Consider the following 14,000-nt stretch of genomic DNA (forward strand, 5'->3'; position numbering starts at 1 on the left):
GGCTTCGCCATCGGGCCCAGCTCCGCCGGCCATTCAGGCCGTGGCGCCGACGCCCGTCATGCACTAAGATCGAATCCGGACCACCCGTTCGGGGCAGGCCACCATGTTCACGACCAATGGCCTGGCTCCCGCAACAGCGTTAACGTTGGCGTCGACCAGTGGGATTTCCGCCCCGTGCGGGTTTCCGAAATCATAGGTCGGGCCGCAAAGCTGCCCGTGAACAAGCACTGGCATGATGTGGAGCACGGGAACGAGCTCAATTAAACTGATAGGCAGTGGCCCCAAAATAATTCCGCACAGATTATTCACATAGCCCAAAAGACATTGTCACCTTCACGCATTTCTTCATATACAGTTAGGTCGATGCAAAGACGTGAAAATCATACATCTACGAGACACGAGTCCAAGACTGGCGACGCGCCTTGTAAAAAATTGAAGCCGATAATAGCTGCCGCTCTCAATGATTACGACAGCTCATTCATCGGAGTATCAATCTATCACATGCGTTCAGACAACGCCTAGCGACTTGAACACTGCATCCACCGGATCACTGTAAAAAGAAACCTGAAACTTTGAGAATAGCTCTCCCGGAATGGTCGGAATGTCACCGACACTCGCCATTGGCAACAAAATCCGCTTCGTGCCACTGTCGAACGCGACCTGGAGACATTCGGCCAAATTTTGGACTGGTATGATACTGCCGCCGAGACTCATGTCACCGAGCACAACAAGCTGAGCCTGCAGGGGCTTTTGCATAACCCCCGAACAGAAAGCGATGAAGCCAGAAAGCGTCATCGTCCGCGTCGGTCCGGTATTCTGCAGCTCAACCGAATGAACATGGAAGTCGTGATCACCAGCTTTCATCGACCCGCTGACACGGGAGATGTTGGCTTTGAAGTAATCAAACGCGACGCGCAGCGCTTCTTTTGCAGCTGCATTTGATCCCAGACCGGAAGTTGTGAGCTTTCCGTTGCCCGCCGTGGTTTGCGTTTCCAGTCGATACAGGCCCAAATGCCCCGAACTGCCGGTCGCAATGGTATGCAGGACACCTGGCTTCAGGGGCCCTTCGGGGATCAGGTTGCCGCCGCCTTGCTCCGGCACAGAAACGAAATGCTCTTCACGGCTTTCGTTGTCGATGTAGGAGAAGTGAACGTCATAGAATTCCATGCCGCCGATCTTCTTCAGCTGCTCTTTCACGCGGCGACGAAGCTCAAGTGCATACTCAAGGCAACGGCGCACGGCTTCCTTGTCGAACTCTCCTTGCGGATGCAGAAGTTTGAGCAACCCCGAAACCGTCCGCCTCACCGCGATCGTGTCACGCTGGTTGAGATTGTTGCCGAGCTTGAAGTGACGATCTATCGCATCTGCAAAGGTGCGCTTGCGCATCTCGCGCATGAACTCGGCAAGATAGTCAGTGATCAGACCATAGCGGTTCGTAAAATATTCCGGTCGCATTTTCGGCACTTCCCATCCTGGAATATAGGCATGGAAACGATCAAAGAATGCCGGATCAATCATGGCCTCTGGGAACGGTGCAAGGAGGTGGCTTGTCTTCACAAGCGTATCGACCGGCTGGTTGATATTGCCGACAAACACCATACTCGCTGATGCCTGAATGCTATCACGGCCTCGGGCGAACGAACCCGATGCCATGTAGTCCTTCATGATCTGGACCCCGTCCTTGTCTTTGAAGGAAATACCCGCGACCTCGTCGAACGCCACCAAATCCCACATTCCGACAAGCCCGACCTGCCGCCTGCCCATGTTGTAGAAGAGGTTGGCGACGGTAGTTTGCCCTCCGGAAATCAGGATGCTATTCGGGCTGCATTCCTTATAGATGTGGCTTTTGCCGGTCCCGCGCGGTCCGAGCTCACAGCAGTTATAGTTGTTCTCAACAAAGGGGATCATCCTGGCGAGAAGATGCCAGCGCACACGCGGCTCAAGAACAGTCGGCTCCATTCCCGTTGAACGCAGCAGAACATTGATCCAGTCGTCTTCGGAGAACGCTTTGCGCGCTTCGAAGAATTCCTCCATGTCCATGTTCGGCATCTGGATCGGCTTTAGATCGCCAATCGAGAACGGCGAGCCCTTCTGCCCTTCCTCATGGAAGTAGTGCACCGTGATGATCGACCAGATTCCGCCAACCAACAGCTTCTCATAGCGTTTCACATCGCTGGCTGAAACTTCAGCGTCCTTGATCCCTAGATTGGAGAGCAACGCCTCGTAGGTATCACGCTTCTCATTCAAGCGGACCGTGACCTTGTCGATGACTTTGAAACTACCGCGTTCCTTGATCTTGGATTTGATCTTTTCCGCCTCGTCCGGCCTTACGTAGTTTTCCGCCAGAACGGTCTTTACCGTCTTCAGACCTTCTTCGATGATCTCATCGTCATCCGAGGCACAATACATGCCCAGCAGATACTCAAGGACGTAAACGGGTACGTTCGCGCCCTCCTTGAGAAGTTTCGTCAAGTCCTTGCGAACGACCTTTCCGGCAAATTGCCGGTTTAGCTGTTCATCAAGATTTTCTCCTATCGTTGCGTTTTCAGAAGTCATTATCGAATGCCAGGTCTATGGTTACGTCCATCCGCGCTTCCTCGACACCGGTCTCGGCGTTGCGGACAATCAAGTTGTAGAGTTTCTTCTTTTCGAAGGTCTGGCTTGCGAGAGTCAGCCACACCTCCTGTCGCCATTCATTCATGTCGGTAGAGCTGCTCTCGAACGACAATGTCTCGACGTTCGTTACCGGCTCATCCCCATCGTAGATTGCGATCTTTGCTTGCAGCGGCTTGATCCGCTCTGATGTCGCCTCAGTCTGGATCAGCCTGAAACGATATCTGCTCGTGGTAATCTTGAAGTTGTTACCGAGCACGCTGATGCCGACGTGCCGTGTGCGCGTCTTCGCGGCGCTTTTGCCCTTGAGCTGTGTCACTTGAATGACGGGAACGATGACCTCTTGAGGCATCGCGCCGCCATGCACAAAGCGCGAACCGCCAACGAAGTGGAAGCGATTTGTCCCGCGTGGCACCCAGAATTCCATATCGCCGCTTGCTTCAGCGGTCACTGCCGTCGTCCCGTGATAAGCACCGGCGTGGTCCGGAAGGTTCTTGCCCAGCAAATAGCGCTTCTTGGAGATCACCGTCCCCACTGGCTTGTCAGCGATCGGATTCTTGTCCGTCTCGGTCGGTGCGCCTTCTTGGTAAAGGAAGCCATGATCCGCGGTTGCGAGAATGTAGTTTCCATTCAGATTGTTAATGATACGGGACACCAGATTGCCAAGTTCTTCGATGGTGGTACGAACGGCCTGGAACGTCTTGTCTTCGTTGCCTGTGTCAGCAGTCTGGTCGATCTGGTTGTGGTAGATGTAGATGACACGATGCGGCTTGATGAACTCGCGTCCTTCGAGCTTGCTCATTGCCATGAAATCGTCGGCGAGAATGGCGGTGCCGCCGACAGTCGCCAGAATCTTCTGACGGTTGACCAGGCCGACGGAGGATTTTCCATCGACCAGCACGTTTCCATTGTCACTATATGCCAACGAGGTGTGGGGCAGAAGGCTCGCCATCCCGAGCCCCGTATAGGAGGGCAGCACACCCAGCTGAGACTTGATGGTTGCCGTGAACCGGTAACGCCCGTTTAGTTCGCCGGTCAGTTCCTGCGCCGCTTCATAGCGGAATGCGTCACTGACAATCACAAACACCCGGCGATCTTCAGCTTCCTTCAGACGCGGCGCAACATTTCGTTCAAAGAACTCATGCTGCGGATGGACTTGTCCAACGCTCCAGCTCTTGAGAAGTCCACCGCGGTCAAGCTGCTCGCCCCAACGCTGCGCAAGCCCTGCCAGGAACCAGTTTCCGTAAACGTCTTCGATCTTGGAGCGAAGCGATTTGAGGATGTCCCAGCCTGCGGCTTCCGCCAAATCTGCGGCCTCACAGAACTTCCGGTAAAGCTGGTCGAAGCGGAACAGTTCCGCCGTATAGCTGTCGTACAGGGTCTTGGCATCGAGTGAAGCAAATCCCTTGAGATGCTGGCTACGCAGATCAAAGAAACCGGCAGTCGACAGTAGCGCGTCATAGACCCCCGACAGTGCCGACCTGGGCGCATCGGGAGATGATGGCAATTTGGCGTTTGCCCAATAACCGTTCTGACGACGCGCCACGATGTCGCGAACGGTATCGATGTTAAGCGTGTCGGCAGTGTCGACGATCCTGTCGCGAAGGCTGCTTGCGATGAATTTCTCGACCGCCAGGAAGGTGCGCGCTTCCCGTAGCTCTTCGATTTCCAATCCGCCAAGATGATCAGATAGTTTGATGAGGTCAGCGATAGCGCCGGACAAGGCATCATAGCTTGTGTGCAGACTGGCGCTGTCGCGCCACTGCCCGATGCAGACGACCGCGTTCGCAGCCCCCTTCTTCGGCAACACCAAGTTGACGAGGGCTTTGGGCACACCGCCATCAACAGCCCGTCCCAGGTCTGTGACCAGAAGGCGCATCGCAAGCGCCTTCAGAGTCGGACTTTCGTCATCATATCCGAAGACAGATCGCATCTGAGACCAGAAGCTTTCGACCAGACCGTACTTCTCGAACTCCTGCCACGCTGTCGGTGCGGCTTCGAGGTCATGGGGATCGAGCGTATGAAGAAGGTGCCGCACGATAGAGAACATATCGGGCTGGTCGGCGCGGAGAATTGTCGTCATCAGCGCTCGGTCAATCGCGTCGGCATTATCACCGACCTCGATGAAGCGGGCAGCGCGGCCCAGGCGTTCCTTACTGGCGAAGAACTTGCCCCGCGCGGCGATATGATCACGCAGGCTCTGTTCCAGTAGCCCAAGCTCTCGCAGGATCAGGGTCGACCGGTCAGCAGCGAAGAGCTCGGCGTAGAAGCGAATGTCCAGCAGCCAATCGCTCTCCGGATCGGGAAGCTCGCCCTTTTCGTACAGAAGGAATGACCCGTCCGGCTTCTCCAGCTCGATTTCTGTTTTCAGGGCCAGAGCCGGTGTCGAGCCGAGGTGACGCAGGTCAACGCCGTCAATCTTCAACGTTTCCAGCATTTCCTCGAACTCGCCGTCGGCATCGCGCCAAAGCACGATCCGCGCACCTTTGGCGAAGAGTCGACCTAGGTTTGCTGTGATCTGGGGGCTATCCATTATTTCTCCCCAGTGATCGCCTTGCGATCCGCGAGGAGGTTGCCGAACTTGGCGTAGTTGACCTTCACGCCCTCATCAAGGTCGAGCGTGATACGTTGGTCAGCGAAATGACGGAGCTCTTCGTCGAAGGCCCGCAACTCTTCGAGCTGTTTGACCATCAAGTCCCTCTCCTTCTGCGCCTTGTTGCGGGCAGCCGAAGAGGAGGCCGCCGCGATGTCGTCAGCAAGCTGATCAATACGCGCTGCCATACGGCTTTGCAGCGGTGTCACATATTCCATCCGCATCCGCGACAACGTGCTCTCATTGTAGCGGTGGAGGTAGACGAGACACTCGAACGCCTTGAGCTTGCCGCTGGAGAACAACCAGTAGATCGGACGTTTCTTGTAGGTTTTCTGGTGGTCTTTGAAGAAGCTCTTCGAGAAATAGTTCCTGATCGTCTTCTGCGGATCATTGCCCCCGTTCCCAGAAAGGCTTTCGGCAACGAAGCGCAAGTTTTCAGAGAGGGTCTCCGGCGACCATGCTACCTTTAGAAACTCCTCGAACCGCACGGCAGCATCATCATCGAACCATTCGGCCTCCGTGATCGGTACGATGCCATCATCGTCAGCAGGGAAATCGCCATAGCGAGAGACATCAAACCCTTCATTGTCAGACTTGGCATATATCAAACCAGGTGCCGCAAGAGAGTATCTGCCCATCATGCACCCAACTGAAAACGAAATTAGTTCAGACATTGTGTCCGAGCGATATCTAGCCACGATTTCGTCGCTATCCTCTTCACTCGCATATCGATAATTCGGATTAGATTGCAGACAGACTTCCCTTGACGGAACCCCGAACTCAACTAGATCAGAGATATCGAAAATCCTACCGAACTGCCTATTCAATCCCGCCTCTAATTCTTGAATTTCCTGTCTAATGCCATTCCCGATCTCGAATACCTCTCGAAACGCCGCACCTACACTCCGAGAACCCTGAACCGCTAACAGAGCATTGCCACAAAAATCCCAGGAAACTTCCTGAGAATTCCAGTCGCTTTCCGTGAAGGCTACAAGTTTAGAGACTGCTTCTGATATCTTTGATAAGTCAGAAGGCAAAATTTGCTGCCAGACGGGAAGCCTCGCTATATCGCCCGGATTAGCCGAAAGGGTTGGCGACAGAATGTTTAGGAAATATTCAGCAGAACTGCTATTGAGATATCCGAGTATTGCCAGGATTTGCGAGGCATCTGCCGGGAAGGCTCCCAGGCCAGTAGATGCAAACAATTCACCGCCATGAGAAATCCGGAATGCAGTCTTATACATGGTAACACCGCTCCAATTGATATTCTTCTCAAAGATGAAGTCATCATTGAAGTTTGTGGCCCACACTCGGTTCTCGGTAGGGTGCTTTGTCGTTCTTATCTCTTCTCCGTCGTTGAGCCAGTTGACGACCTCGAAGCGGTTGCCATACCATTTCCGAAAGTCTCCACCCATAATGTATGGAAACCACTTCAATCCAGACGCAGCGGCTACAGACCTGGAGATCGCATTGGGCATAAAATTAGAATAATCGACTTCAGGCCAATTCCTGACGTACTTGTCGTTATTAGCCGTCACCATGCCTTTCCGCGTTGGCGCGATCTCCCCCAAAGCCGGAAGCGCATCAAATAAATATCGAACGCTGTCTGGAACCCAGTACGCTATCGGCGAACCAGGTATTTTGTGGAACTGACTTGCGGAAACCAGAAATGGGGAAGCTTCACGAAAGCGCGCCACGATTTCTACTTCATTCGATACCCTGCTTCGAACCTCGAACAACTTGAAAAATTTCCCAACGAACTCAGATACCTGAATTTTCCGGAAGACAAAGGACACTGACCCAAAGTCAGACCCAAATACCCCCCTCCCGTTGTGCAGCAATGAACAAATGCAAGCGTTCGATAGTAGTCCATCACGAAACTTGGAAAATGTCGAAAGAAACATCCAGTTCGGGATATTGATCTGCGCATGAAACCCCCCTTCCTTAAGGAAATCCATGCTACGATCCATGAAGGCGGAATAAAGATCGCGCTTAGAGTTCGGGTAATTATTTGCCGAGAATTTTTTCAGTGACGCGTTAAAGTGTTTGTGACCCATATACGGAGGATTTGCAATTACGTGATCGTAAACACGACCAAGGACTTCCGCCTGCCTCGCGAGCGGAATCATCTGGCGTAGAGCTTCAATTCCGAAAATATCACGGGAATCCACTTTCCCCACCTCGCACTGAAGCTCTTTCAACTCATGTAAAATATCTTCGGGAACTCGAATAAGTGAGCCGAAGTTCTTCGCCTCCGAGAACAAGTCAATGATCTTCTTAACACATGCGGCAGAAATTTTCTCCGAACGTCCTGAGCTAAGAGTGGGCTGAGCGAGGGTCTCAGGCATGAGGTCGCCACTCGGGACAAGCTCGAACCGCCCCCTTGGCAATAGCGCGCGCGCGATCTCCTCTGCATCAAGCCCTTTGCTGTCCTGGATCGCCATGACATTTAGCGCGGGCGGATTTTCCGAAGAAAGCAGCCGCCGATCATCTGCGCGTGCCTTCATCAACAGGGCAAAGCCTGCCATCTGGGCCGCGCGATCGTCGATATCTAGGCCATAGAGATTCTTTTCCAGGATCAGACGCGGAATGTCGCGCAACCGGTAGCCGCGCTCCAGATAAATCGCCTTAAACAGATCGTAGGCTTCAACGAGGATGTGTCCCGAGCCACATGCCGGGTCCATCAAGGTCAGTTCTTCGGGGTTTAGCTCACTCGGCGTGACATCGTCGAGTTGCCGCTGCACCTCTGCAGTCTGTGCGGCAGGCTCGATGTAATAGTCCATCTCCGCCTTCAATGGGCTCTCGGGATAGGTAGCTATCCACTGTGCACCCAGAGCATTCTGGACCATGTATTTCACGATCCAGTTGGGGGTGAAGAGCTGCGTCGCCGCCGGAATATCCTCCGACTTCACGACTTTGCCCATCACCTCGTCTTTCTTTTCCGAGATGTAGAACTGATAGAGCCAGCCAATAATCTCGATCTCTTGCCAATCGGCCTCGTCAATCGAGGTGACGAGCTTGCGGATCAGCGAGTCCGAATGGAGCAAGTTGTCCGGAAGCAGGAGTTCGGTTTCATCATCGATACGCTCGAACAAGAACGGCATCGCCCGGTGAAGGGCATTACACTGCGCGATCAGGAGCATCCGGTAAAGCTCTGCATCCTTCGTGCCGTCCAGCTTTAAGTCGACGACCTTGCTCTTGTTCAAACCGGGAAAATCGAGGTGCTCGGCATGCTCAAGGATTTCCGGGATCGGTTTGTCGGACGGGTGGCTGAGAACGCGGTAACCGTGATCAAGATAGCCGTGCAGCTCCATATAGCGAATGGCGACGAGGCGGTTGAACCACGTGTAGGCTACCTCCTCCATCGCCTGGTCAAAGCCGTGCAGTTTGATGCGGGAGATCAGCTTCCGCCGAGGCTCCGCTATCTTTCTGGGGAAGGCTTCCGACCCTATGATGATCAGATCGCCCTGTTCCCGCGCCTCAAGCGTCTTCTTCTTTGTGATCCCGAACTTCGCGGCACGGGCAACCATCGCCGCAATGAAGTCCTTGCGAGCTTTCGGAGCGTAAGTCTTGAGGGCGCTTCTATTGATCGTCATTTGGGTCGTGTTCCTTAGCGTATTTCGACGCGCTCATTGTTGGCGATGGCTTCTTCGAGCTCCTCACGAAGCGTATCGAGGAAAGCATCGATGTCGTCCTTCGTCTCAAGATAAGTCGTTTTCGCGAACCGGCTGGGCTCTACGATGCGCCGCTTGCGGGCTGGCGTTTTTGTAACGACTGGATCGGTCGTCGATGCCGGTTGCGGCTGGGCAGCGCCCCCTGCCGGAGTGCCGGTCGGCTTAACAGGTACGACTTTCCGAGCTGCCTTTTCGATGACGGCGAAGGCATCATCCGCTGCGTCCTGCGCGGCTTTCTGCTTCTCGAAGATGTGCGCAATACTATCTTCGGTTTCGACATCGGACCTTATCTTCTGGATCGCGTAAAGGCACTGGTTGCGCAGCTCCGGCGCAGCCCCGACTTCATCAAGCTCGGCTTTCACCCGTGCAATGTGCTCGTCGATCTTCTGCAACGCATGAGTACAGCGCTTCTTTACGAGGGCCTTGTTGATCTCGCCCACGCGGTTAATCAGCGTGTCAGATTCCTTGATCATCCCGTAAGGCGAGTCTGCCGTCAGGATGTCATCGATGCGCTTCAAGCCCTGTGCCGCATCGTCATCCTTCAGCAGTTCGAGACGGTTGAAGTCGAACCGCTGCTTGGCCTTCCGGAGTTTCTCCCAAGCCGGCCTCTGGTTTTCATAAAAGGTGCGCAGCTCCGCGACATCATCGGCGAGTTCGAGGAAGTCATTCTTGAACTCAATGAAGTGATCGAGAAACTGGTAGCTGTCCTGAATGCTCAACGCCTTGGCGACAACGCCCTGGGCATCCGCGATGACTGACGATCCCGGATAGTTGCCTGTGTCAGCAAGAGGCTTCCAGCTGTTGAGGTCTGATTGCCAACCAGCGAGATGCTTCCGAACATGCTGGGTAAGGGCATCCTCTCCGTCCGGCGCGATGGCCTGGAAAACATCCTTCGCAATGGAACGGGCCTTCTGCAGGCTCTCACGGTCAACGGTCTGCCGTTTGACAACGGTGATGCGCCGCCATTTGTTCGGACCATCGATCGCGGGATAGATGGCATCTGGCGTGAGCGTATTGTCCCCATCAATGACGAGGCTGATTTCGCCCATCATGACCAGACGGACAACAAGAAGGACCGTCTCCCAGTCATTCCAGCCGAAGGGTCGCCGCCCAAAACGATCCTCAACAAGGTTGTAGAGAACGACGGAATGCGACTTTGCCGCCATGAGAGAGACGTAGTTCACGACCTCCTTCAAGGCCTCGGCGTTCGCGACACTGCTGCCATCAAGGCTCAGCCCGTCCTGCGTCGGTGCGGCGAGAACAGAACGGATTTCAGCTTGCGCGTTCGAGACTGGATTCTTGAGGTAGCTGAGCTTCGGGAAGCTGTTTTTCACCAGATAGCCGAGCGCTTCTTCGACAGCCGCCCCTACCGAACCGGAAGGTGCAGGTCGCTGTTGCCCTGCGGCGTAGTATTTCGCTTCCTTCATCTGACGTTCGATGATGACCTTGAGCCGCTCCTTGCGTTCGCGGTTCTCCTCCTGGCGTTCCCGAAGAATTTTCAGGGTCGTTGGCGTGGCGGTGCCATCGTTCTTGCGCTTGATGTATTTGTCAGTCTGGAGATAGGTGCGCAGCTCTCTCGCAAGTGTCTTGTCGTCTTCGAGACGGACCAATACCTGACCGTCATCCATCGTGCTCTGCGTGATGCAGCGCGCGTCATGGAAATCACTGTATTCATCGGACAGCGGGGTCAGGACCGAGATGACCAGGTCGCCTTCGCTCCGGCTGCCATAGGGATGCAGGTCGCAAAGACGCGATACGCCGAAGTCCTTGTTGTTTTTCGGATAGCGGTATTTGCGGAGGCTGCCCAGTATCTCGTCGAAGATCAGTTCGCCAAGCAACTTGGTTTCTTCGCCGGAGCCGAGGTCAACGTCCTTAATCTCGCGGCTGATGTCGCGCTCTTCGTTGGTGAGGAAGAAGTAGTCCTCGCCATTCCGGTTGACGAGCGTTTCCTTCTCAAGGCGGAGAAGGCTGGCTTCGATCTCACCGCGAAGCGCCAGTCGGTCTGCATCAATGCGGTCGATGAACAGCGTGACCAGGTTATCGATATTCCCCGAAATTTCGTCGACATACCGGATGAGGAACAACGTCTTCAGGACCTGCGCGTCGAAAGGCTGCAGGCTCGGGTTGCTCTTGACCCCTTCGATCGCACGGCGGACGACCCCTTCAAGGAAGCTCTCGATCGCCGGATAGAAGCGATACAACGGCACGAGCACACCGATATCATCATCGGCAACGTCGAGCGCGCCAGTCTGGAAAGCGTCGAGCATCGACCGCTCGCCTTTCGCCAGGTGCAGGCCGGTCGCGCCGTATTTACGGCTGCTTTCGAAGACTTTTTGGACAAGCTGAAACTGATAAGGCGCGAAGGGGTAGACATCGACGAAGTCGTCGCGGTCCGCATAAGGCTTGAAAGTCATACCGACATTCTTGAAGCTTAGCTGGTTCTTCAGGATATCGGCCTTCTCGTCGTAGACCTTGCCAAGCTCTTTCTTGGCATCGTCGACTTTGGCAAGGAGACGCTTCTGGATCACTTCGTCGGCGTTCGCGCCTGAGAGCGACAAGCGCGTCCGGAAACGGCCCTGAATCTTTGAGAAGTCGTTAGATTTGCTTGCGCGGAGATCACCGAGAACGGTGTCCATGTCTTCCTGCGAGGTCACAACAACCCACGCCCGACCGTTGCAAGCCGTCCCGAGGTTCTCGGTGATCGTCTGCAAGTTCAGCATCAGATGGGTGTCTTGACCGATGAACTGACCGATTTCATCGACAAGGAAGATAATCCGGTGATCCGATCCTTTCGCATCGAGGTACTCCTTCACCCATTTGGCGAAGCTCTCGACAGATAGGGAAAAGTCCTGCTCGAAACGGGTAAGCCACGCATCAGCGTCCTTGATGTCCTCGCCAAGCGTCTTCGACAGGGCATCGGCAAGAGCGTCCGAATGGAACTGGTACGCATCGCGCTCATGCTTCCAAACGATGCCGTGGTCGGCCTTCAGCGTATCCTGAAAGGCATCGAACTTGCCGCGCTTCTCAAGATGGCGCTCCATATGCGCGATGTGAGGATGGTCGCCGCAATAACCAAGTCGGTCGTTGAACACCTTTAGGAAGACGCGAAGGATGACATCGCGACCGTCGGCGTTACTTGCTTTGCTATCGATGTTGAACAGGATGACATCGACATTGCTCGCGACCGCGCGCTTGATATCCGCTGCGAGTAGCGCATCCTGAATCTTGTCTTCGAAGAAGTCGATGGCCTTCTTAGTCTGACCGTCTTTAGTGACCTCTCGGTTTTCCAGAAGATAGGATAGAATCTTGATGAAGTGCGACTTACCCGAGCCAAAAAACCCGGAAACCCACACACCTACTTTGCTGGCGACAACGGGATCGCGGGAACTGGCAATTGCATCCACATAAACCTCAAAGAACTTCCGGATATGAACGTCCAGTTCCTTGGTAATCACATACTCTTCGAGTTCCTGCCACACGGACTCGGCATCAAACTGGTCGGCCTGAATGACACCATTAATGGAACGGTTGATCGGACGTTCAAATAGTTCTTTGATCTTCATTTATTGCTCTCTTAGTCGACCAACCTGAAAGCCCTGTAGTAGGGATTGTCTTTCAGAAGGCCGAATAGTTTCAGGCTCTGCCCATCGTATTTTCCCGGATAGAACAGCACGAGCGGCGTACTGCCCATCATCGAGTGCAGGTTGTTAAGCAGATTATGCGTCCGCAGTAGCGGGTATGCCGCACCCACACCGGAGACAATGATCAGGTCGTGATCGGCTGGCGAAGCTGCCGCGATCATGGCCTTGGCAACCCTACCTGAATCCAGCGGAGCGCGAAGCGCACGAAGCGTTGCATCGTCCCCCTTTTCACGCTGCATTTCGATGGCCTTGTCAAAGAGGCCGCGCTCCTTGAGGTGATCGACCAGCAAGGCCCAGAGATTCACATGGGCAACGCGTAGGTCTGGCCTGCGCTTGTTGAGCTGAGAGAGCACGAAACCAATGTGTTCACGCACCGCGAGCTCTGACTTGGGATCATAGTCAAACGCGAAGAACGGAATCTCACCCGAGAGATTCCGGCCCGAAAGGAAATCTTCCGAGGTGATGCGGTCCAGGATTTTGTTAAGGCGCTCATCGAGGTCAGTCACAGCGTCACCTGCAACCACTGGACGACATCATTCTGTCCGGTCTCTCTAAGATAGGTGAGCACGGCGGGGGCGATCTGAACCGGCTGAACGAGGTAGCTCTTCGTGTCCCCGATGAAGCCAGCCTCCTTGAGTATCTGGAACACGCTGTCACCGAGCTTGCGGGTCGTTGAGTCGTTCCATACCGGCATTTCCGGGTCTTCATCCCGTAGGTGAAGCACAAACTCTTCCCAAAGCTTGCGCGGCAGGTCATGCTTGAACGTCCTGAAACGCTCCCGAACCACACGATCCAGAAACTCCGCAAGGATCGCACTGTGCTTGACGGCCGCTGCAAGGAGGGCGTGGGTGGCGGTTTCTTTTGAGCCATCGCGAACCAGCTCCCAAAGTTCGGGGCTCATGGTCATCAGCCTGGCGCGCAGCAATGATGCCTGCCGCGCTGCAGTCCCTGGCGAACGCTTCTGCAGGACATTGTCTTCCTCGATGGCCTGCCGCCAGTCTTCCGCAGACACTTCATTGAGCAGCAGTTCGGCAATAATTCTGCTCTCCTGCAGCTTCAGCGAGCCGCCTGCTATGTCAGCCTTGTACTTTGACTTTGCCATCTGCTGCTGGGCACCGCCGCCGACCTTGCCTGCGTATCGTCTGCCCACCTCTTCTCGAATTTTGACCTGTGCTATCGTTGCTGTCTCACTCATTGATAGGCTTTCTTAAAGAGCCGCGCCTCGATTCTTGGTCGCCTAGGTCGGGCGCACCGTCGGTCGCAGCATCATTGTCTGTGCTATCCGCCTGACTACGCTCCCGAACGTAATCGCGCATGAACTCGCGAAGGACCTGCGCGGCGGGTCTGTCGTCGGCACGACAAGCCTCCAGGAACGCGTTGGCCTGCCCCGAACGGGTGGTCCGGATTCGATCTTAGTGCATGACGGGCGTCGGCGCCACGGCCTGAATGGCCGGCGGAGCTGAGCCCGATGGCGAAGCC

The 14,000-nt window shown here is 54.8% G+C and carries 6 protein-coding genes and 1 pseudogene; 1 reads left to right on the forward strand and 6 read right to left on the reverse strand.

Going from position 1 to position 14,000, the window contains the following annotated elements; all coding sequences use genetic code 11:
- Nucleotides 1-264, forward strand: a pseudogene (locus V8J36_RS22380) (hypothetical protein); the annotation flags it as partial.
- A 243-nt stretch (nt 265-507) separates the two neighbouring features.
- Here V8J36_RS22380 and brxL read toward each other — a convergent pair.
- The 6 genes from brxL to V8J36_RS22410 are packed head-to-tail and all read right to left on the reverse strand — an operon-like array spanning nt 508 to nt 13,716.
- Complete coding sequence (brxL, locus tag V8J36_RS22385; RefSeq protein WP_336469538.1) at nt 508-2,556, reverse strand: protease Lon-related BREX system protein BrxL; 2,049 nt, start codon at nt 2,554-2,556, stop codon at nt 508-510.
- Nucleotides 2,546-5,146: a BREX-1 system phosphatase PglZ type A gene (pglZ, locus tag V8J36_RS22390; protein ID WP_336469539.1), complete on the reverse strand. Its 2,601-nt coding sequence runs from the start codon at nt 5,144-5,146 to the stop codon at nt 2,546-2,548. The genes brxL and pglZ overlap by 11 nt, the downstream gene beginning before the upstream one ends.
- Entirely contained in the window at nt 5,146-8,802 is a 3,657-nt protein-coding gene (gene pglX, locus V8J36_RS22395; protein WP_336469540.1) for a BREX-1 system adenine-specific DNA-methyltransferase PglX, read from the reverse strand. The genes pglZ and pglX overlap by 1 nt, the downstream gene beginning before the upstream one ends.
- A gap of 14 nt (nt 8,803-8,816) precedes the next feature.
- On the reverse strand, nt 8,817-12,443 hold the full coding sequence (brxC, locus tag V8J36_RS22400; RefSeq protein WP_336469541.1) for a BREX system P-loop protein BrxC: 3,627 nt from the start codon (nt 12,441-12,443) through the stop codon (nt 8,817-8,819).
- Between the two features lie 11 nt (nt 12,444-12,454).
- Nucleotides 12,455-13,027 (reverse strand): DUF1788 domain-containing protein, encoded by a 573-nt coding sequence (locus V8J36_RS22405; RefSeq protein ID WP_336469542.1) that lies wholly within the window; start codon nt 13,025-13,027, stop codon nt 12,455-12,457.
- Nucleotides 13,024-13,716 carry a DUF1819 family protein gene (locus V8J36_RS22410; RefSeq protein WP_336469543.1) on the reverse strand — a complete coding sequence of 231 codons (693 nt, stop codon included), beginning with the start codon at nt 13,714-13,716 and terminating at the stop codon, nt 13,024-13,026. The genes V8J36_RS22405 and V8J36_RS22410 overlap by 4 nt, the downstream gene beginning before the upstream one ends.
- Nucleotides 13,717-14,000: the final 284 nt, after the last annotated feature.

The organism is Frigidibacter sp. MR17.14 (genome assembly GCF_037095735.1).
Classification (GTDB): domain Bacteria; phylum Pseudomonadota; class Alphaproteobacteria; order Rhodobacterales; family Rhodobacteraceae; genus Frigidibacter.

Bases quoted from the DNA above. Each gene is read 5' to 3' on its own strand.
- brxL (WP_336469538.1), bottom strand. From the start codon at position 2,556: ATGACTTCTGAAAACGCAACGATAGGAGAAAATCTTGATGAACAGCTA.
- pglZ (WP_336469539.1), bottom strand. From the start codon at position 5,146: ATGGATAGCCCCCAGATCACAGCAAACCTAGGTCGACTCTTCGCCAAA.
- pglX (WP_336469540.1), bottom strand. From the start codon at position 8,802: ATGACGATCAATAGAAGCGCCCTCAAGACTTACGCTCCGAAAGCTCGC.
- brxC (WP_336469541.1), bottom strand. From the start codon at position 12,443: ATGAAGATCAAAGAACTATTTGAACGTCCGATCAACCGTTCCATTAAT.
- V8J36_RS22410 (WP_336469543.1), bottom strand. From the start codon at position 13,716: ATGAGTGAGACAGCAACGATAGCACAGGTCAAAATTCGAGAAGAGGTG.